27 protein-coding genes are annotated in these 20,069 nt (G+C 37.6%); 22 read left to right on the top strand and 5 right to left on the bottom strand.

The genetic code is table 11. The annotated features are described in order from the left end of the window. Nucleotides 1-147 precede the first annotated feature (147 nt). A complete protein-coding gene (locus B9T23_RS01865; protein WP_143222490.1) occupies nt 148-1,116 on the top strand; it encodes a hypothetical protein in 969 nt (322 codons plus the stop codon). A gap of 9 nt (nt 1,117-1,125) precedes the next feature. On the opposite strand, the gene B9T23_RS01860 is transcribed toward B9T23_RS01865, so the two are convergent. The 4 genes from B9T23_RS01860 to xseA all read right to left on the bottom strand — a co-directional run bounded on the left by B9T23_RS01860 (nt 1,126) and on the right by xseA (nt 3,753). Further along, complete coding sequence (locus tag B9T23_RS01860) at nt 1,126-1,776, bottom strand: hypothetical protein (RefSeq protein WP_086192748.1); 651 nt, start codon at nt 1,774-1,776, stop codon at nt 1,126-1,128. Further along, a complete protein-coding gene (locus B9T23_RS01855) occupies nt 1,773-2,174 on the bottom strand; it encodes a hypothetical protein (protein WP_086192747.1) in 402 nt (133 codons plus the stop codon). The genes B9T23_RS01860 and B9T23_RS01855 overlap by 4 nt, the downstream gene beginning before the upstream one ends. A 129-nt stretch (nt 2,175-2,303) precedes the next feature. Next, on the bottom strand, nt 2,304-2,498 hold the full coding sequence (gene xseB / locus B9T23_RS01850) for an exodeoxyribonuclease VII small subunit (protein WP_086192746.1): 195 nt from the start codon (nt 2,496-2,498) through the stop codon (nt 2,304-2,306). Beyond that, entirely contained in the window at nt 2,491-3,753 is a 1,263-nt protein-coding gene (gene xseA, locus B9T23_RS01845; protein WP_086192745.1) for an exodeoxyribonuclease VII large subunit, read from the bottom strand. The genes xseB and xseA overlap by 8 nt, the downstream gene beginning before the upstream one ends. A 541-nt stretch (nt 3,754-4,294) precedes the next feature. On the opposite strand from xseA, the gene B9T23_RS01840 reads away from it, so the two are divergent. The 10 genes from B9T23_RS01840 to B9T23_RS01795 all read left to right on the top strand — a co-directional run bounded on the left by B9T23_RS01840 (nt 4,295) and on the right by B9T23_RS01795 (nt 13,138). After that, the gene (locus tag B9T23_RS01840) at nt 4,295-4,537 is read left to right on the top strand and encodes a hypothetical protein (RefSeq protein ID WP_228145888.1); all 243 of its coding nucleotides are present in this window, start codon (nt 4,295-4,297) and stop codon (nt 4,535-4,537) included. Between the two features lie 511 nt (nt 4,538-5,048). Further along, nucleotides 5,049-5,285: a hypothetical protein gene (locus B9T23_RS01830; RefSeq protein ID WP_086192743.1), complete on the top strand. Its 237-nt coding sequence runs from the start codon at nt 5,049-5,051 to the stop codon at nt 5,283-5,285. Between the two features lie 1,638 nt (nt 5,286-6,923). Beyond that, nucleotides 6,924-7,097, top strand: coding sequence for a hypothetical protein (locus B9T23_RS16725; protein ID WP_171263032.1), 174 nt, complete (start codon nt 6,924-6,926; stop codon nt 7,095-7,097). Between the two features lie 76 nt (nt 7,098-7,173). Beyond that, complete coding sequence (locus B9T23_RS01825) at nt 7,174-7,389, top strand: hypothetical protein (RefSeq protein ID WP_131271465.1); 216 nt, start codon at nt 7,174-7,176, stop codon at nt 7,387-7,389. A gap of 285 nt (nt 7,390-7,674) precedes the next feature. Next, nucleotides 7,675-8,142 carry a hypothetical protein gene (locus tag B9T23_RS01820; RefSeq protein WP_086192741.1) on the top strand — a complete coding sequence of 156 codons (468 nt, stop codon included), beginning with the start codon at nt 7,675-7,677 and terminating at the stop codon, nt 8,140-8,142. Beyond that, the gene (locus B9T23_RS01815) at nt 8,111-8,752 is read left to right on the top strand and encodes a putative metallopeptidase (RefSeq protein ID WP_086192740.1); all 642 of its coding nucleotides are present in this window, start codon (nt 8,111-8,113) and stop codon (nt 8,750-8,752) included. The genes B9T23_RS01820 and B9T23_RS01815 overlap by 32 nt, the downstream gene beginning before the upstream one ends. Nucleotides 8,753-8,813: 61 nt before the next feature. Beyond that, on the top strand, nt 8,814-9,335 hold the full coding sequence (locus B9T23_RS01810; RefSeq protein WP_086192739.1) for a DUF2280 domain-containing protein: 522 nt from the start codon (nt 8,814-8,816) through the stop codon (nt 9,333-9,335). After that, nucleotides 9,295-10,587: a terminase large subunit domain-containing protein gene (locus tag B9T23_RS01805; protein WP_086192738.1), complete on the top strand. Its 1,293-nt coding sequence runs from the start codon at nt 9,295-9,297 to the stop codon at nt 10,585-10,587. Before B9T23_RS01810 ends, B9T23_RS01805 begins: the two co-directional genes overlap by 41 nt. Next, nucleotides 10,584-12,008: a DUF4055 domain-containing protein gene (locus tag B9T23_RS01800; RefSeq protein WP_086192737.1), complete on the top strand. Its 1,425-nt coding sequence runs from the start codon at nt 10,584-10,586 to the stop codon at nt 12,006-12,008. The genes B9T23_RS01805 and B9T23_RS01800 overlap by 4 nt, the downstream gene beginning before the upstream one ends. 2 nt (nt 12,009-12,010) lie before the next feature. After that, on the top strand, nt 12,011-13,138 hold the full coding sequence (locus B9T23_RS01795) for a minor capsid protein (protein WP_086192736.1): 1,128 nt from the start codon (nt 12,011-12,013) through the stop codon (nt 13,136-13,138). 32 nt (nt 13,139-13,170) lie between these two features. On the opposite strand, the gene B9T23_RS01790 is transcribed toward B9T23_RS01795, so the two are convergent. Continuing rightward, on the bottom strand, nt 13,171-13,428 hold the full coding sequence (locus B9T23_RS01790) for a hypothetical protein (protein ID WP_086192735.1): 258 nt from the start codon (nt 13,426-13,428) through the stop codon (nt 13,171-13,173). Nucleotides 13,429-13,624: 196 nt separating this feature from the next. Here B9T23_RS01790 and B9T23_RS01785 point away from each other — a divergent pair, with 196 nt between their 5' ends. The 11 genes from B9T23_RS01785 to B9T23_RS01735 all read left to right on the top strand — a co-directional run bounded on the left by B9T23_RS01785 (nt 13,625) and on the right by B9T23_RS01735 (nt 19,935). Next, entirely contained in the window at nt 13,625-14,383 is a 759-nt protein-coding gene (locus B9T23_RS01785; RefSeq protein WP_086192734.1) for a DUF6651 domain-containing protein, read from the top strand. Nucleotides 14,384-14,403: 20 nt separating this feature from the next. Next, nucleotides 14,404-15,360 (top strand): major capsid protein, encoded by a 957-nt coding sequence (locus tag B9T23_RS01780; RefSeq protein WP_086192733.1) that lies wholly within the window; start codon nt 14,404-14,406, stop codon nt 15,358-15,360. Nucleotides 15,361-15,408: 48 nt separating this feature from the next. Beyond that, a complete protein-coding gene (locus tag B9T23_RS01775) occupies nt 15,409-15,873 on the top strand; it encodes a hypothetical protein (protein ID WP_086192732.1) in 465 nt (154 codons plus the stop codon). Between the two features lie 3 nt (nt 15,874-15,876). Further along, complete coding sequence (locus B9T23_RS01770; protein ID WP_086192731.1) at nt 15,877-16,251, top strand: hypothetical protein; 375 nt, start codon at nt 15,877-15,879, stop codon at nt 16,249-16,251. Then, nucleotides 16,248-16,625 (top strand): hypothetical protein, encoded by a 378-nt coding sequence (locus B9T23_RS01765; protein WP_171263031.1) that lies wholly within the window; start codon nt 16,248-16,250, stop codon nt 16,623-16,625. The genes B9T23_RS01770 and B9T23_RS01765 overlap by 4 nt, the downstream gene beginning before the upstream one ends. Further along, complete coding sequence (locus B9T23_RS01760; RefSeq protein ID WP_407640410.1) at nt 16,622-16,993, top strand: glutamate 5-kinase; 372 nt, start codon at nt 16,622-16,624, stop codon at nt 16,991-16,993. Before B9T23_RS01765 ends, B9T23_RS01760 begins: the two co-directional genes overlap by 4 nt. Before the next feature lie 97 nt (nt 16,994-17,090). Then, the gene (locus B9T23_RS01755) at nt 17,091-17,570 is read left to right on the top strand and encodes a hypothetical protein (protein WP_086192730.1); all 480 of its coding nucleotides are present in this window, start codon (nt 17,091-17,093) and stop codon (nt 17,568-17,570) included. 67 nt (nt 17,571-17,637) lie between these two features. Continuing rightward, nucleotides 17,638-18,012: a hypothetical protein gene (locus tag B9T23_RS01750; RefSeq protein WP_086192729.1), complete on the top strand. Its 375-nt coding sequence runs from the start codon at nt 17,638-17,640 to the stop codon at nt 18,010-18,012. After that, entirely contained in the window at nt 18,009-18,443 is a 435-nt protein-coding gene (locus B9T23_RS01745) for a phage tail terminator-like protein (RefSeq protein WP_086192728.1), read from the top strand. The genes B9T23_RS01750 and B9T23_RS01745 overlap by 4 nt, the downstream gene beginning before the upstream one ends. Nucleotides 18,444-18,509: 66 nt before the next feature. Beyond that, nucleotides 18,510-19,430, top strand: a complete 921-nt coding sequence (locus B9T23_RS01740; RefSeq protein WP_086192727.1) for a phage tail tube protein — start codon at nt 18,510-18,512, stop codon at nt 19,428-19,430. 40 nt (nt 19,431-19,470) lie between these two features. Beyond that, entirely contained in the window at nt 19,471-19,935 is a 465-nt protein-coding gene (locus tag B9T23_RS01735) for a hypothetical protein (RefSeq protein WP_086192726.1), read from the top strand. Nucleotides 19,936-20,069: the final 134 nt, after the last annotated feature.

The raw sequence follows: 20,069 nt of genomic DNA, 5'->3' as shown, positions 1-20,069 counted from the left end.
TTTTTTTGGGGATTACTTTTAATTAGTTATATATTTTCAATAGTATATGCTGAGAAAGTATACAAAATATATTTATATATACTAGGTATTTTTCTTAATTTTTATAAATTTTTAATTTTTATACTAAAGCTATTAAAGAGTTTAGTAATGAATTTTAATAACATTCTTAAGATGTTGGTTTTTACCAGCTTATTTTTTACTTTTTTGGTTTTTATAACTAATTTTGCTGAGTCGTTGATAATTTTATTATTGAATTTCACTATAGGGTTGAGAGAGTCTTTCGTTAGCTTAACAAGAATTGGAAAACTCTATTTAGCTAATTTGTACATTGTATTAATTTATATATTTATTATGAGAAAAGAGATTTCAAATAATATTTATAGATTTTTTGAGAATTTTAAAGAAAATAAATTAAATATACAACATAGAGAAAGTATTGAAAAATATAAGAGTGTATTGTTATTTTTAGGTGTTTATATTTCAATTTGCTTAATTGGTTTGAAGTTTTATAATTTGAATGGGAATGATTGGAATAAGAATAACAAGGCAGATATAATTAATATATTTATATGGGCAACATATCTGATCACTCCAATAGTGGCAATTTGGGTTTTTAGTGATTGGCGGATTCAAAAGAAGTATGAAGTTAATAAGGATACATGTTTAAATCTTCTAACTGTTATTCTAGAGTTAGAAAATTGCTTAGAAGAGTTAATGGCAATCACTACTGAATTTAGATATTTGAAAAATGGTGATGAACTTAATTTTTTTGGAAGGAAATGTGATGAATTGTCTTTGAGGTTTTATGATTTAATCAATAAATTAAAATCAAATAATAATTTGCATCATGGGCTAGTAAGAGGCTTTAAAGGGGATAAAATTATTACATTAGAAATGTTAAATAAGATTGATAGTTTTTTTCAAAGTTTATGTGATATGGTTTTTGATATAAATGATAATTATATATCAGGTATTAAGCTGAAAAATATTGCAGATGAATTTCTTAAAGATACAATAAAAGCAGTTGGTGAAAACCAAATCTTATATAGAGATTCTTTTAGTCCAATTAAAGAATTGTTAAGTAGTGAATGCCAGCCCCATAAAAAAGCACCTTAGGGTGCTTTTTTATTGAATAGAATTAAGAATATTTATTAAATCTAAACTATTAAAACTTTTTCTATAAATTTTATTAAATTTTCTGTCTATTATAGGAATATTCAATCTTGGGGCAGAAGTCATGGATGATAGAGGTTCTTTATAATTTTCTTTGTGCTCATAATTATCTTTATCATATATAGGATAGCTAACTAAAACGAAAGTATCATCTTCGGGATGATTTATATTCAATTTGTCATAAACAAAAAACCCTCTTGCAGCTAAATCATCAAATGTGAAAAAATAATCTGAGAATTCAGTAGTAACTGATTCATTTAAAATTTTATCATTGGTTAATTGTGAAAACTCGTGGTTATATGTTGTAGTGAAATTGTAATCTTGATTAATGTTTGATTCATCTAAAGGTAGTTCTGTAGTCTCAATATCAGGATATTGATATGTAAGTATTGATGATAATAAAGGGTTCCTACCAATTTTAAATTTTTTGGGTAGTTTATAAATTAGATTGTTTAATTTGTTATTTTCTAATAATTTATCCTCATCGATATCTAATCCATTTTCATCTAATAAATATTTAGGAAGTGTTCCGCCTGCAGAAGCCAAAATACATAAACGTCCATATTTGTCTTTAAAGTAAACATTAATATCTAATGAGTTCATTTTTCATTTCCAAAAACATGAATACAATTTGGACACCTTTTAATATACTGATTTGTTCTAGGTCTGCGAGCTCGCGTAAATTTAATTTTGTCTATATTTAAATTCATTGGGCTAGGATGTTTTAATATTAATTTATTTGTTACATGAACCTCACAACATGCTCCAATTATATTGTCACATAATATTGATTTTTGACCAATTGTTCCTAATTTTGTTAGTCGATAAATCAATTTTTGAGCTATGGGAGATTGTAGTTTTTGACTATAGTCTAAATGCTTGGAATTGGAATAAATACCACCAATAGAGGTAGCTGGTGTTAAGTAGGTTCCATTATATTTTTTAACTAACTTTCTATTATAAGTTAATAATGTTAATTCCAGTTTTTGTATGTCGATCATTTCTTATTAACTACCACGCTAAACCCGTCCACTCGTTTCGCTAGCTCTTTCATCAATTCTTCCGTAGGTAGGTTGTTTAAATTCATAAACTTTTGCTCAAAGCTTTCTTCAAGACGAGAAACAATTTCATTATTCCTTAAAAGTCTCATACAAAGCCTGTTGCACCGCATCTACGCGTGATTTACAGGCTTTGTATGCAGCCATCGAATCTTCCACGATCTTCATCAAATTATCAATGTCAGGTTCTTCTTGTGACTCAAGCAAGTCTGCATTCTTTTTAAGAACTCCATAGCCTTCTTTAAACGTTAATTCTTTTTTAGTCATTGCTATTTACCTGAGTCACATTGGCTTCGATGGTACCATCCTGTAATTCTACCTGGATGCTATCACCTGAGACTTGTTGGATGGAACGAATGGCTTTGCCCTGGCTGCGGACTATACCGTAACCCTTGGCCATCACATTTCGTGGATTCTGTAATAGGGTTTCACGCATCAATGATTCAACTTGATTTGATGCTAATTTAATTTGCTGCTGTGCTAAATATTGCAGAGTACTTTTCATTAAATCCAGGCTTTTATTGGCTTCATTGATCTGCCCATGAGCAAGCGTTTTAATGACTCGGATGTATTGATCATTTTGGCTTTGATACGCTGTGATTTGATGCTGGGATAAGAGCTTGATCGTTTGTAGAGAATCTAGTACATCCTGAGTGCGTTCAACAATCAGATTACGAATACCACCGATCACTTTACTAGGTGTGTCAAATGACCGGTGAGCAACTTCATCTAGAATGGTCCGGTCTTTTTCATGACCAATACCGACCCAGATCGGAACTGAACGTTTACAGAGTAGGGCTGCTAAGTTGTAGTCATTCAAATAAGCCAGATCATTCACAGCACCACCGCCACGAATAATAACGATCAGATCTGGCGGTGCTTTAAAATCTTTAGCCCATTGTCTTAATGCATTTGCTAAAGCTTCAGCAATACTCACTGCAGCTGTATTACCTTGAAAGGTCGCCGTGTGATAAACGAAATGACAAACACCAGCTTTATCCAAGGTATCAGCATCTTTTTTAAAATCACCTAAACCTGCAGCATTTTCAGGAGCAATCACCAGGACATTTTGAATATCAAAAGGAGTGGGGAGTAGCTTATTTTTATTGGCCAAGCCTTCAGAAGTTAAGCGTTCTAATATCTGCTGATAACGCCGTGCAATATCACCTAAGGTATAGCTTGAATCAATATCTTCTACATTGACTGAAAAACCATACTGGGGGCTGAAGGTCGCTTTTACTTTAATAAGAACATTTAAATCTCGAGATAATTCGATCCCACTTTCACGTTCAAACTTTAAAACCATTTTTGCTGCAGAGGATTTCCAGATTGTCGCCTTACAGCTGGCAATCACTTTATCAGTATCTTCTTCTTTTTCAGCTAACTCTAAATAATAGTGGCCACCTTTAATACTCAGGTTACGGATTTCAGCTTTGACCCATACAGGTTCATCGAAAGCTATCTTTATAACTTCTTGGACAGTTGTAAGATATTCACTTAAAGAAAGCTGAAAGTCGGGCATGGAAGACAGGATTTCCAAAATTATTAATGAAAATAGTATAGAACCATGTAATTAAAGGCAATCTAGATATATTGACCTTGCGCAAGGAATATGGCATATTTCAGCTATAGTGATCGAAGTGTACGTTAAAGCACTAGATTAATTAAGAAGCTCGCCAAATGGTGGGCTTTTTTATTGTTCGGTAAAATTATTATTTAATTATAGACTTTTATGTCATTGAAAATTTATGTAAAAAATGTAAAACAGGAAATTACAACGACGATTAAAAACTGGTTAAGCCATGGAAGGAAAAAGAGTTATTGTCTTAAGTGGGATTTTTCTAATATGTTTGTGTTTTCTATGTGGGTATGTTTACGCAGAATATGAGAAGGTTAAAGCAGAAAGAATAAGACAATTGATAGGAGAGGCTAAAGTTTCTTTATCTAATATTACTAAAGATAAGTAAGGGGTGTTATGTGGCGATAAACAGCTTGGTCATTTGATCGGACTTTTTTAATTTCTCGATTTCTTATATCCTTTAGAAAAGCACTGAGTCGTAGATATGAATATTTTTTCTAAGGAAGAGTTACGATCGTTATTGGTAACCACAACACAAGAAAATGAAGAGTTAAGAGAAGAAAATGAGAAGTTATCATTAATTGTCGCTAATGCTGCTGAGCAAATAAAGAGCGCTAATGATATGGCTGAAAATTATCAGTGGATGTTTAATGAACTTTTTGAAATTGTTAAGACTCAATATGATGCGGAATTTACAGTTGAAGATATTCCAAAGCATCTAAGTTAATTCATATAGCAACGAAAGCTCGCCAAATGGTGGGCTTTTTTGTTTATTGCACTTCGCAATTAGAATTAACGATTAACTACATTTCTTGAATACTACAGGTGCCTAGAGTCATTTATTTTTAATAGTTTGATGTCGCTAATAGGCAATGAAATGATTCAGGAGATATTCTGCTTTATATATGATGAAGCTTTAAAAGAGTATGAGTCGTCTGAATACCATATAGTCAATAAGTTAAAATTTCTTACTATAGCTCTTCGATTATTTGCTGAGATCAAGGGTGAAGATGCGTGTATCGAAATTAGGACCTTGGCTGTAATATTCAACTTTCGATTGGATTCTCGAGCTTTTTGGGTATGCGAAATACCAGAGATAGAAGAAAAAAAATTATTTATTGAGTATCTATCTATTGAGATGGATAAATTTTAAAGCTCATCGAAAGGTGGGCTTTTTTGATATAATATATTCATAAAATTAAAGTATTATGTTGTTTTAAAAATTAAGCTCACCCTAAATGCCAAATATCAATGTAAAAAAACTAGATAAACTTATTGGTGATATGGTCTCAAAAAATCAAAAACCTGAAAAAATATTAATTGGCTATAGGGCGTATAGCGAGCTAATGAAAGATCGAAAATTCTTTGAAGAAGTGGTCGGTTCAGCTATGGAGCCCAGTAAGCGAAAATATAAGAAGATTAAAATTAGAATCACTCAAGATGATCATCAGCTTGAGGTGAAGTGTTTAACTTAATGTATTGGTATATCAACGAAAGCTCGGTCATTTGATCGGGCTTTTTTAATATTTATAATTTATTACCTGAAAAGAAAAATAACTTAAATTCAAAATACTTAAACAGTTTCTCTATATTTCATATACTTTGTTGTCAAATTTTTAGTGCTATTTTATTTTTGCGAACACAAGAAAACGCAAGTAAAACGAAGAAAATGACTACAGCACCGGCCCGCTTATTTGAAAAAGTAAGCGGGCTTTTAAATTCCTGAATTATTGATATACCGTGAAAAGAAAAATTACTCAAAGTGGACGAGTGAAAACAGTTTTTCAATATTCTTTATACTTTGTCATAAATTCTAGGTGCTATATTTTTATTACTCCAAAAAAAGTGAAGTAATAAAAATAACTAAATGGTACGTAAATACTGGTCCGCTTAATTCCCCCGGTTAAGCGGGCTTTTTATTGGTTTTTTAAATTGAATCTGAAAGTAATATTTTGCCAGTGATTGAAAATTAATTGTATATAGAATACGCGCCATAGAATCTATCGCTGTAGTTTCTGAATGACCTTCCAAGGTCCTTAGTTTATAGGCCCACATCATCTTACCTTGAGTGGGCTTTTTTTTGTCAGGAGAAAATAGATGCTCCAATTCCTAATGTGCTTATTCGGCTTTCACGGTGCGACTGAAATTGAATACACAATCGATGATGAAGAAATCAAAGTATATCGAGATTGCTGGAAGGAAGTTAAGTAATAATTGATCAAAAAAATGCGATTAATTAAATTAATAATCATGTTTTTTTTATTTTCATAATGTTGAAATAATTTAATTCTATATTCAGTGAAAACAAATAATAACTCCAAAAATTCTAAGGTTTTAGAATAATTAGGCCTGTTTAATTTGGGAGAGTTAAACAGGTTTTTTATTGAAAGATTTTTATATTTTGTCGAAAGTATTACGACATATAAGCCTCGTCATTAATATGTCGGGGCTTTTCTTTTTCTATAGTTTGCTAATTAGCTAAAGACTTTTTTGAGTAAGCGCATTTGGATTGTAAAAAAGACGATACAACCAATACCATTCATTGAGCATGAATAGGATATGTATAAAAACCAAGGCATGAAAATACTCTGGTTTTTATTTATAAACTTTCATCTTTTATAAATTTTGGTAGTTTTTGCTATTCATATATTTTAAATACATATTTAATATGCGCCAACGAATTGAAACGCTGTAGTTTCTCTTGTTTTAGTCCCATGCAACCCTCGTATGGGACTTTTTTTTGGAAAAAATTATGCTCCAATTCTTAATGTGTTTATTTTGCTTTCATGGTGCAACTGAAATTGAATACACTGATGATGATAAAGAAATTAAAGTGTGTCGAAATTGCCTAAAAGAAGTTAAGTGATTACTTATTAAACCAAATGGTGGATATGTTAAACAAATAATTACATTCATCTGTATAAATCATCTGCTAGGATATTTGTATATAAAAACAAGTAAATAGATTTTTAGACATGACATAGGCCTGCTTAATTTGGGAGAATTAAGCAGGTTTTTTTTATTAATATATTCTCCAAATTGCCGGACGTATTACGGCACACAAACCCCGTCATTAATTTGTCGGGGTTTTTCTTTTCTTATTGGTGGTACCCATGACAGATCGTGTACAAGCTAAAAAGGATTTGCAGTTCTGTTGTGATGAACTGAGTAAATATCAGAACTTGAGTCGAACCAGCTTAAGACATAGTGAGCTGGTCGCTATGGACAATATTATGATTCGCTTAAAAGAGCGTATTGCTAATTTACGTATGGTTCTGCATGCGTGATGCTTGATGAATCGACGTGGTGTTATGAGGGTTGATCGTATAAAATGTTGGCTAGTTTGAAAGCAAGATGCTGGTAATGAAATTCATCAAAAGGAATGTTGAGTTGCGAGACGATGAAGGAAATAAAAAGATATTTAGATGTGTGTTTGAAAAAAAGAGATCTACATTACTTGATGTTCCTAATAATGAATATGAAGTCTTGGTTGCAGTGATTATTAATGGTAGACCAGTGAAAGCAGCGGGATATGATTGTTTTTATCATCCGGACACAGGGAAAGTTTACACAATTTAATACCAACCTCCTCCGGGAGGTTTTTTAATGTTCGAATATTTTCATAATTTTTTACTTATTTCATTAAAGTGTTGTTGATGAAAATTCGCATCATGAAGTATAAAAAAAGAACAATAAAAGTAGGAGGGAAATGTAATGGATGTGATAGATATATTGGAGGTATTGGTAACATCAGTTTCAACTCTTATTCTTATATCAGTTGTTTACCAATTTGGACAAATGTTTAATTGATATCATTGGAAAGCAAAAACCTCCTCTTTGGAGGTTTTTTAATGGGCGTAATTTATGGATGAAAGAGACTATTTCTGGAAAACAAAGAAACGCCCACCTAAGACAAAACCACGAACCAAGCCACTACCTAAAGCTAAAGAAAAATACTTAGAAGCTGAAGAAGATTTTGAACATGCATTGAATGTTTTCGGAATCAAGTATGAAAAGAAATTTCAGTTTAAATCTACCAAACATTGGCGTTTTGATTTCCACCTGATTGAGCACAGAATTTTAATTGAGATTTCGGGTGGTCCTTGGTCAGGCGGACGGGGTGGGAAGCTTAAAAATAAAGCTTGGAGCTTGGATCGTTATGACCATGCTAATGAGATGGGTTTTACTGTCGTTCGATTAGAATCCGCACCATCGTTTAAAGATATTGAGTCGGGACCATTACAAATAAAGTCTCACTTAGCATCACAGTGGCTTAAGAATTTGAAAGGGCATATTTTCAATGGAACAGATCAGACCATTCCCACCGACTGATTTAATTGATCGAGCAGAAGAGCAAGAAGCTATTCTGCTTGCACCCGCCGTGGATCTAAAAGAATGGGTGGTTAAAAACTGGCTGACCATTGGGGGTGAATTACATAACCCTGATCATGATCACATTGCCGAGCTGCTGCATGACAATGAAGAGTTTCTTGCATTCGCTTGGGCATCATCTGCCGCCGTGGCTAAAAAACGTATGGTACTTGGTCAATGTGAAAAAGTCATGTTTAACCAGGGCGGATGGAAGAAAGCACGTCAAGAACAACAGATGCGTGATTGGTTTGGCTTTGTGCCTCAGTATTTAATTACTGTGGATGCTGCATTTTGCGAACAAACTTCAGATCGTGAGTTTTGTCGTTTGATTGAACATGAGCTTTATCACATTGGCGTTGAGCGTGATGCAGATGGTGAAATCATTTACAGCGATCATACCGGTCTACCTAAGCATTACTTGGCTGGCCATGATGTGGAAGTGTTCTTCGGGGAAACGAAGCGATGGGGTGCTGATGAGTCTGTAAAACGACTTTTGGAAATTGCCAAGAATGCACCGTTTGTATCAGAAACTAATATTGCTGCATGTTGTGGGAACTGTGTGATCGGGTAGAGCTACTTAACTCTATTTTTTTTGCCAATCTTGCTTGACGTAGCATGACAAAGAGGTAGGTATGGCGGCACTTAAAGAGCCTGTAAAAATCTTTATAGTTCAGTCTCTTGCTTGCTTCGATACACCTCAACAAGTTGCTGACGCTGTCAAGCAAAGATTTGGCATCGAGATTGAAAGGCAACAGTGTGAAAATTATGATCCGACAAAATATGCAGGTCGTAATCTTAGTAAAAAATTAAGAGATCTTTTCGAGCGGACGCGTAAAGATTTTCAAACCAATATTTATGGCGTTCCCTTAGCTAATAAGGCTGTTCGCCTTAATGAACTCCAGAAAATGTATGGTGATTGGAAAAATAACAAGGTTAAAAAGCAGAACATCATTAAGCAATTTAAAGATGAGATGCATGGCTATGAAATTCAATTACTGGATGCACAGCTTAAACAGCTGGAAATAGACAAGATTAAAAACGGTGATGGTGAAGGGGCTGATGATCCTACTCCAGTCAAAGTAACCATTCAGGTTGTAGATGCGAGTAAAGAAAATGCCGAACATCAATCCGACCCTGAATGTTCCTCAGGCTAACTTTTTACAGCTAAAAAATAAGTTTCGCGCATTTGTTGCTGGATTTGGATCTGGAAAAACATGGGTGGGTTGTTCAAGCCTTTGCGATAAATCATGGGAATTTCCAAAAGTACCACTTGGTTACTTTGCACCAACCTATCCACAGATTCGGGATATCTTCTTTCCGACCATTGATGAGGTGGCATTTGACTGGGGCTTGAAGACCAAGATTTACGAATCAAATAAAGAAGTTGATATTTATTATGGTCGTCAATATCGAAGCACGATTATCTGTAGATCCATGGAAAAGCCTCAAACGATTGTAGGTTTTAAAATTGGCCACGCTTTGATTGATGAGCTGGATGTTATGCCTACCGTAAAGGCCCAGCAAGCATGGCGGAAAATTATCGCTCGTATGCGTGTGAAACATCCTGGTCTTATAAATGGTATTGATGTTGCAACTACACCTGAGGGATTTAAGTTTACGCATCAGCAGTTTGTAAAAGAGGCGAATTTAACCCCTGCAAAGCGTGCACTGTATGGAATGATTCAGGCTTCTACTTATGACAATGAAGCCAATTTACCCGATGATTATATTTCATCGCTTTATGAGTCATACCCACCTCAGCTGATTTCAGCATATTTACGTGGGCAATTTGTCAATTTAACCAGTGGCGCTGTATATCCAGACTTTGATCGAAAATTAAATCATACCGATGAAGAAATTAAATCAGGTGAACATCTGATCATCGGGATGGACTTCAACGTCTTAAAAATGGCTGCCGTGGTTTATGTTATTCGTGAGGGTAAGCCATTGGCGTTAGATGAAATGGTTGGTGTACGCGATACGCCGACGATGGCCACATTACTTATTGAGCGTTTTCCATTTCATGAAATGACGGTAATACCAGATGCCGCAGGGCAATCGACTTCATCAAAAAATAGTAGTGAGTCGGATCATCAAATATTACGTGATAAAGGATTTACAGTTGAAGTTGATGGAACAAACCCAGCCATTAAAGATCGTATCAATGCGGTGAATGCGCTCATTCTAAATGGTGATAATGAACGTACGCTATTGGTGAATACGAATAAATGTCCACGTTTTACTGAAACTTTAGAGCAACAGGTTTACGACGATTTTGGTATGCCAGATAAGAAATCTGGGCTTGATCACGTTGGTGATGCTGGTGGTTATCCTCTCGCAAAAAGATTCCCGATTATTAAACCAGTCACTCGACTCGATATCCCTATTTTTGGAAGAAAAAGATGAAAGGTATAACCTCAAAACATGCTGATTATCTCAAGCACATTAATCTTTGGATAAAAGTAGATGATGTTTGTGAAGGCCAGGAAGTCATAAAAGCAAAGGGCAAAACCTACTTACCTGTTCCTGTAACTTTCGGGGATGGGGATGAGGAGCGGTTTAAAGAGTATTTAAGTCGTGCAGTATTCTATGGCGTGACCGGTCGTACTTTGAATAGTCATGTTGGATCAGCATTTAATAAATTGCCTGACTTCAAACGTCCAGATGATCTGGAGCATTTGGATCGAAATGCAGATGGTTCCGGTCGAAGTATTTACCAGGCTTCACAGCACGTACTTCGGCTCATCTCAAAGCATTATCGCTGTGGTGTATATGTGGATTATCCTCAAGTTGCACCTTCTCGAAACCGTGCTGAGGACAAGTTAAAAAATGCTTTCCCGATGATTCATATTGTTGATGCCAAATCGATTGAAGACTGGGGATCAACTATCATCGGGAATCAGAAGAAAACTTCATTTGTGAAGATCCTTGAATCTGTATCTACTCGCAGTGCTGATGGCTTTAGTGTTGATCAGTCCGAACAGTATCGTGTTCTGCGCCTTGAAGATGCCGGGCAAGGTGATTTCATCTATACGGTTCAAGTGTATCAAAAGAATGAAAAGGGTGAGTGGGTTGAAGGTGTCCAATACATTCCAACCGATTACCACGGCAGAACATGGTCTTATATTCCATTCACATTTTGTGGTGCTGTAGATAACACGGATACAATTGGAAATGCGCCGTTATTAGAGCTTGCTGAAATTAACCTAGCACATTATCGCAATAGTGCTGATGTTGAAGAGTCAGGCTTTATTGTAGGTCAGCCAATCATCTCAATGCCAAATATCACTACCGAGCAATACAAGATTATCAAAGAGGATGGCTTGGCTATTGGCGGTCGCTCCGGGTTTCCAACTAAGGTTGAGATTGTCCAGGCTGAAGGTAATAACTTGGCCAAGCAGCTCATGACTGATAAGTGGGAGCAAATGAAGGAAATGGGCGCTCGGTTGATTGAAGTTGGATCTGCGAATAAGACTGCTACACAGGCTGATAATGAAGACTCTGTGCAGCACTCTGTATTTTCACTCGCAGTATCAAATATCAGTGAAGCCTTTCAAATGGCTTTACGGTGGTGCGCAAAGTTCTCATTGCCAAATCATGATTTAAGTCCTGATGAGCTGAACTATGTCATTTCGCAAGACTTCAACAAGCCTAAATTCAGTGAGGAGCGAGCTAAACGTCTTTATGAAGCTTGTGTAGGTGGTAACTTGCCTTGGATGGTCTGGTATCAGTACGAACAGACTGGCATCTTCTCAGAGGAAAAATGGGAAGAAATTGAGAAGAAAATAGAACAGCGGAATGATGGTTCAAATAATATGGATGAATAAATATGAGTGATTCAGCGCAAAAAGCCTTACTTGATGCGCTTAGTCAACATCAAGCGTATCTATATCGAGCATCCTCTCAGAACGTAAATGATCTGATTAAAGTCTTTGATAAGTTATCCAATGAGCAGCTGCTTAAACTGGGTGAGCTATTTGAAGACTTGACCGAGGCAGAGCATAAAGCCTTGCAGGGGCTTAACTTTTTAAGTCGAGCAAAAGCCAGTCGGAATATTGAAGAAATTAAAACTACTTTAAATGATTGGTTTTCTTCATTAAATACAGAGCTACCTGCAATATTTGAGCAATCAGCTATTGCCTTGGCAGTTTATGAGGCTGGTTATACCGTTGCTCTGATGGGCGAAACGCTTAAGATCAATGGTGAAAAGCTGTATCAGAAAGCTAAAAAGGTGCCTTTCTCTGGTGGCCAGTTAGTTGATTATCTTTTTGCTGATATTGCAGCCAATTTACGCAAGAAAGTGGAATACGTCATTCGTGATGGATTTTCACAAGGTCAGACGAATCAGCAGATTATCAACCGAATTAAGGGGCGAAAGTCGCTTGATTATAAAGATGGATTACTCCAGTCAGAACGATACGTCATCGAACGTCAGGTAAGAACAGCCCGAAATCATGTAGGTAATGCCGCTTATATCGATGTGTATAAAGCACTTGGTTATGAGTATGTAAAAGTTGTGGCCACATTGGATGGTCGTACATGCAAGTACTGCGCCTCAGTTGATGGTCAGGTCTTTCATATTGACGATCCAACTCGTCCAAGATTCCCAGTTCATCCTAACAACCGTACAACTTATGTGGGGTGTGACAAGGACGGCAACATTGCAGGGCAGCGACCTTTTGTGATGGATGAGCGCAAGGTTAAAGATATTCCCAAGGATGAGAGAAAGCATCTCATTGGCCAGCTGGACGCAAATACATCATTCAAAGAGTTCTTTGAACAGTCTGATGAGTTCTTTCAGCGCACTTGGCTGGGTAAGTCAAAGTATGAGCTCTACAAGAAAGGTGAGTACAGTATTGATAAGTTTGCCGATCCGCTGAATAAGCGGGGTTATACATTGGCTGAGCTTAAGGCTTTGGATAAAAAGACATTTAAGAATGTATTAGGTGCAGTATGAAAGCCCCTTTCGAGCGAAAAGGGCTTCAGTAGTTAGCTTGGTCGCGAATTATTAGAATTTCTAATTTCTTTAGCTGCACCGTAATTCACACGATATGAAAAAGATACTTCATTAAGTACCTCAACAGCAGCAGCCCTACCTGCCTGTCGAGCATTTTCTGCAAGAATAGAAACCATGCCATTTTGCATAGCTATGCGTTTAGCCATAGCTGCAGCGCCATACAACGTGCCTTTATCTGTTTCCAAAGGGTCAGTCCAATGCCCATTATTGGGTTTTGTAGGTACTCTCATAAGAAACTCCATTGTTTTTTGAGATGTGGTAATGAAAAACCCACATCCAAGATCATCACTTGGGTATTTTTCTTACACAAGTAGAAGATAGTTAAAATTCTTTACAGCACCTCTCGGGGTGCTTTTTTTATACCTGCTGAAAGCGGATGCCTACAGCATAACGAGCGGATGCTCACTGAAAAGGGTCGGATGACTTATGAAATTGAAAACAGTAATGATCGAAGGTAAGACTTATGCCGAAGTGGCTGGCGATCAACCTATTTACATTCATGAAGATGGGAAGGAAGCACCACACGATGCAGCCCATACCGTGGCAACAATCAGCCGCTTAAATGGTGAGGCTAAAACTCATCGTGAAGCCAAAGAGCAGCTCGAAGCGCAAGCCAAAGCTTTTGAGGGGTTAGATCCAGTCAAAGTAAAGGAGGCACTCGGAATTGTTCAAAACCTTGATGCTAAAAAACTTGTGGATGCAGGTGAAGTCGACAAAGTGAAGGCTGAAATCACAGAAGCACTCAAAAAGACTTATGAGCCACAGATTCAGCAATTAACCAGTGAGCGTGATTCTGTTCAACAGCAATTGCATGGTGAATTGATTGGCGGTGGTTTTGCTCGTTCTGATTATATTCAAAAAAACATCGCTGTACCGGTAGATATGGTTCAAAACACCTTTGGCAAGAACTTCAAAATCGAAGAAGGCAAAGTGGTCGCATATGGTACAGATGGTCAAAAAATCTATTCACGCACACGCCCGGGTGAAGTCGCTGACTTTGATGAAGCTTTGGAAACTTTAGTTGGCGGATACCAGCACAAAGATTCGATTTTAAAAGGTAGCCAAGCTGGTGGTGGTGGGTTCAACAATAATGGTGGCGTAAAAACAGGGCCTAAATCCCTCGCTGACTGCAAAACCAAAGATGAAAAGATCGCTTACATGAAACAGGTAGGCGAACAAGCATAATTTGATTTAAGGAGAGGCTCATGCCTTGGGATTTACAAGTATTTAATAAACAAACCTATGCTGCAATGACTGAAACTGTGGCTCAGGATATTGATAAGTTCAATGAAGCATCTCAAGGTGCCATTCAGTTGATCAATGAGCCTTTCGGTGGTGATTTCAATATCGAAGCATCATTCAAAGCAATTGCTGGTTTAGTACGTCGTCGTAATGCATATGGCTCTGGCACAGTTGCAGCAAAACGCCTTGAGCAGTTACTTGATGTAGCTGTAAAGGTGGCAGCAGGTACACCACCACTGGAATATGAAAAGCAGCAATATACATGGATCTTGCAAAACCCTGAATTGGCTGCTTTGGCAATTGGTGAACAGCTGGGTAAAGCCCGTTTAGCTGATATGTTGAATGCCGGTATTTTGGGTGCTTCATCTGCTATTTCGAGCAACGTTAATGCTGTTCAGGGTACCGGTACGGATGCTGCGGACTTCCGTTTGCTGAACAAAGGTGCTGCTAAGCTTGGTGATCGTTCAGGTGCAATTCGTTCTTGGATCCTTCACTCAACCACAATGCATAACCTATTTGATAATGCATTAACCAACTCTGAAAACCTCTTCCGCTATGACGGTGTGAACGTGGTCCGCGACCCATTTGGCCGTGTGTTTGTGGTTACTGATGCACCTGCTCTGGTTGGTGATAATGCGGGTACTGCATTCTATAACACGCTTGGTTTGGTTGAAGGCGCTGTTGTCGTAAACGATAACAATGACTTTAATGCTGAGCTTGTACCTGGTACTGGTGGTGAAAACATCAAATACACCTATCAAGCTGAATGGACATTTGGCGTTGGTGTGAAAGGCTATGCATGGGATACAGCTGCCGGTGGTAAATCACCTACTGATGCTTCTATCGGCACACCAACCAACTGGGATCTGATTGCTTCAAGCGTGAAAGATACTGCAGGTGTATTAGTTAAATCTGCTTAATTGAATTGCCCCGAAAGGGGCTTTTCTTTATCTGATTAGGAATAAAAAATGAAACAAGAATCAAATAAGCGACTGTATTTCACTAATGATTTCTCGCCTGAAAACGTAGCTGAACTACAAAAGCAAGGCTATATCTTGCGTAAAGCAAGTGCTTACCACGAAGCCGACACACTAGAAGCATGTATAGAGGTGGCTGGTGATGTTCCTCAAGCTTATCTTGACCTGATTGCACGCACTAAAGCCAATATCGTTACAGCGAATGTACAGGTGAGCATCACTCCAGAACTACAAGTCATTATTGATGAAGCAAAAGCTGAATGCGAAAAAGTTGTTGCTGAAAATGTAGAGCTTACTGAGCAGCTCAATAAAGAGCGTGAAGCAGTTAAAAAGCTAACGTCTGAAAATGAAGCCCTATTGGACAAAGTGAAAGACTTTGAAGCTAAAAACAAAAAGCTAGCTGCTGCAGAAGTGAAGGCAGCTAAAGCGGCTGAAACTGGACAACCAAAGGAATAATCCATGAGCTTTATTACTCAACAGGACGCCGAAACTATTCTTGGTCTGGACTTTGCGCCTGAGGGTGATAAAGCTCGTTTAATTCTTCTAGCAAACACCTGGATGAAGAATGAGGTTGGTTCTGTTCCCAATCCAATTGATCCACTTTTGAAAGAAGCAGCATGTGAAATTATTAAAGGGATTTTAGCCAAGGTTATCTATTCAGGTGTTGAGCGCCAAACTACAAGTGAAAGTGTTAAGGCTGATACAGTCACTGTAACCGAGACTTTTAGTGAAGGCAGTACTGCCATCTCTGAATTTGAACAGATTGCCAAAGCCTTGATTGACTCCCTTGATTTAAAGCCTAGTGGATTTGCTTTTAAGGTGTATCGGGCATGATCAATAAAAACTATGTTCCAGAGTTGCATATATCACCCTTTGAACACTCAAAATACACTTTGGCTCGAAACCAAGATCAATTCGACCTTTTATTCGATGATGTAAAAGACACCGATGAATTCCTGTCATTAGAAGGTGATGCTCAAGTCGATTACTATGAAAATGGCAAGCATTGCATTGTTCAGTTGGGTGATGTTGGTGAGCGATCATTACTTCAAATTTATGGTCTTTTATTACATGAGGCTGTTCATATTTGGCAGCGTGTAAAAATCCTTATGGGTGAGAAAGAGCCAAGCATTGAATTTGAGGCTTACTCAATTCAGAGAATTGCTCAGGATCTTTTTAGTATGTTTGATGAGAGTGAGCAGCCATGATTAAAAACAAAATTCAATCCAAAGTTGCCAAAGCATTTGATAAGAAACTCGTTGACGCTGTAAACACCTTCACATGCTCCAAAGAAATCCAGTCAGGTGATTTTGATTTTGTAACTCAAGAATATCCAACTATCACGGTTGAGCAATATTCTGGTCGTGGTGTTTTATTCGGCTCATATTTAAAAGACATGGTTAAGCCGACTGATTACCAGGTTGAAGATTCAAAGGCTATCGTGCTACAGAATGAAGTAACTCAGGTGCCACAGATTGGTGATGTATGGGCTACCGGTAAAGGCCGGTTTAAGGTGGTGAATATTGGTGCTGATCCGACTGGTTCTATTTGGGTTTGCCAGCTTAGAAAAATCTGAAAAAATTATTTATTTAAAATAAGAATATTGTTGAAATTTAATACACAGTCACTATATCTATATTTCAATTATCAACAATAACAGAGAATACTTTCAAATGCTTAACCCGCATCAAAGCTTTAAAGATTGGCTTAACTCAATCAATCAAACAAATTTACAAGATATTGCATTTTTATTGTGCACCAGCCCATATTTTAGTGAAGCAAGGGAAATAGTATACAAGCCAGAGAAAATGCTAGAAAAATTCTTGGAAGTGGTAGATCGCTACTCTCAACCAAGTAATGAAAGTGTTGATTTTCTTGTTACCTTTAAAGCCTTATTTGATTTTCACTTTAAGTCGCGCTCAACCGAGGAAGGTTGGAATACGGTGGAAAACCGACATAAAAGAATGCTTGGTGACTCCGATCTAACTCCAGACATGAAAGATCATTTATTAAAAATGATTTCTGATTTGCCTGAGCGTAAAAAGGTCTGGATTGATTTATGTGAGCACTGGGAAACTTTAAAACAATATGATTTATCCGATAACAGCTTAAGAGATTGGCAGCAAAGTAGATTCTATGAAAGCCTTGAATAAGATTTACTAAATATTAATTAAAGATATTACTTAAACCCACCTCTGTGGGTTTTTTAATGGGTGAAATATGGGCTGGAAAAACAAACCGACTAATTTTGCTTTAAGTGTTTTGAGAGATGTGGATACTCACCATAAAAAGATCATTGGTGAGGTTATTCAACAAGTTATTATTCGCTCGCCTGTAATGGATGGTGAATTTCGAGCATCCCATAAAGTCACGCTTGCTTCACCTCAAACTACTTATGAAAAGGGTTTTGACCTGTCAGGTGGTACAACCTTAGCGGAAGGCTTAAAGGTTGCATCTACAGCGAAAATAGGCGGGCTTGTTTATATCCAGACATTAAGCCCATATGGTGACAAGTTGGAGAATGGCCATAGTATGCAGGCCCCCAATGGTGTGTATGCGCTATCGTTTCAATTAATCGCGAGTAAATATAAATGATGACCAATACCGAAGCATTACAAGCCATTCTTGCACGTGTTGGTACATTTACTGGAATGCCTAAAGCAAATATTCAACTGGCAAATAATCCATTGAAAGAAGGGAAGCCTTATCAACCACCGGAAAAAGAAATCTGGGCGAAAGTTACGGTAAGTAATGCTGGATCATTTATCGCTAGTATTGGTGATAAACCATGTAAGCGTACTGTTGGGATTATCTTTATTCAACTATTCGCACCACTTCACTCTGGAACATTGGAACTATCCAAACTTGCTGATAAGTGGGCTGAGCATATGCAGTTCTATAAGGTGGATGGCTTGGAGATGCTTCAGGCTGATATTCTGGATGCAGGGCATTCGTCAGCGATTGGCGATCCTTCAACCATGAGCTTTTATCAATACAATGTAAATGTAAGCTATCGAATCAACTAAAACAGACTTTATTTACCGCCACCGAAAGGTGGTTTTTTTATGCCTAAAAATTAGGAGTATTAAGCCATGTCGAGTGGTGCAAAAATTCGCCTCTACTATGCAGTGGAGGAAACACCGGAGGTATTGCCAGCAGTACCAGTCTGGAAGACGGTTCGTCGGGTCACAGATGGTCTATCAGAATCAGTAACCACTGAAACCTCAGCCAGCGTTTCAGATACGCGCTTCCGTCAAAGTGGCATGGCGACCGAGGCTGAAATTACAGGTTCGCTTGAGGTTGAATTGTCGGTTGGTATTTTTGATGATTTCTGGTCAGCAGTGGCTATGAATGAATGGGTAGGTGATGTCCTTCAATTTGGCGGTGATGTTCGTAAAACATTCACCTTTGTTAAGTTCCATTCAGATATTGGGCAAGTCTTTATTTACCGTGGCGTACGCATCGGTGAGGCTTCAATGTCTATTGCGACCACAGGTAAGATTACTGCGACCTTTGGCCTTGTTGGTACTGGCTTTGAACGCACTGCGGTAAATCCTGTAGTTGCGCCTTTACCTGTTCCTGAAGTTGTAATGGTATCGGCATTGAATGTGGGTGATTTAACTGTCAATGATCAGAGTATTGTTGGCACGGCTTGTATGCAAACGCTTGAGTTGAATATCACCAATAATCTTGAAGCGATCCGTTGTATCGGTAATCAAAAACTATCAGCTCAAACCTACCTTGAAAAGATGGTGGATATTACTTTAAGCAGCCAGTTTATCTTTGGTGCTCAAGCTGCGGAATATGTGGATTATGTGAAATCGCGCGACACCATGCCGATTGAATTCTCGATTGAGGATAGTAAAGGGAATGGCTATGCATTTGAATTCCCGCAACTGGAAGTATCGGAAGCAAATCATCCAGACGGTGGTGGCGAAGATACCATTATGCTTGATGTGAGCTTTAACCATATCAACGTGTCCCCAACCATTACACGCATTATTGCGCCTTAAATCTAGCCGCCTTCGGGCGGTTTTCTTTTGGATGAATAAAATGGCTTTAAAAGTAGCAATTCAAAAAAGTAAAGAAGTGTCACTCTGGAAAGAATATAAAGATGCTGAAGGTAATGTTTTAGCTGAATTTAAGATCCGTGGTGAAGGGTACAAGCCTTTTCGTGTAGCCATGGAGCGTGCACAAAACCAAGTCACATCAAAAGGCTATAACGTATCTACCGCAGGGAAAGAAGATAAGCTCTATCATGAGTTGCTTCTTGAATCTGCCGCATGCCACTTAATTGAAGATTGGAAAGGGGTGTTTTTTGTCGAAGATGGTCAGGAAGTTGAACAGCCATTCTCACCCGAAAACGCAACCAAGCTATTTAATATGGGTGACATTGGTTTGGCAATCTGGGTCTTTGTGAAAACTCATGCTGAACAGATTCAGGCCGATGCAGATAAAGTGCAGGTCGAAACATTGGGAAAGTCGTCGAACTCTACAGATACAGTAGCCAATACGTAGGACTCAGTGAACACGAAATAAAGCAGCGTGAAGCATTAGGTATTAAGTTACCCGATCCGCCTAAATACTCATATACTGCCAATTCCATCCTGTCTGCTTACAACACCATTGCCCGGTCGCGTAGATATGAGCAA

It is taken from the genome of Acinetobacter terrae (genome assembly GCF_002135195.1).
GTDB lineage: Bacteria > Pseudomonadota > Gammaproteobacteria > Pseudomonadales > Moraxellaceae > Acinetobacter > Acinetobacter terrae.
The sequence above is the reverse complement of the archived record's forward strand: the minus strand, read 5'-3'. Positions and strand labels throughout refer to the sequence as shown.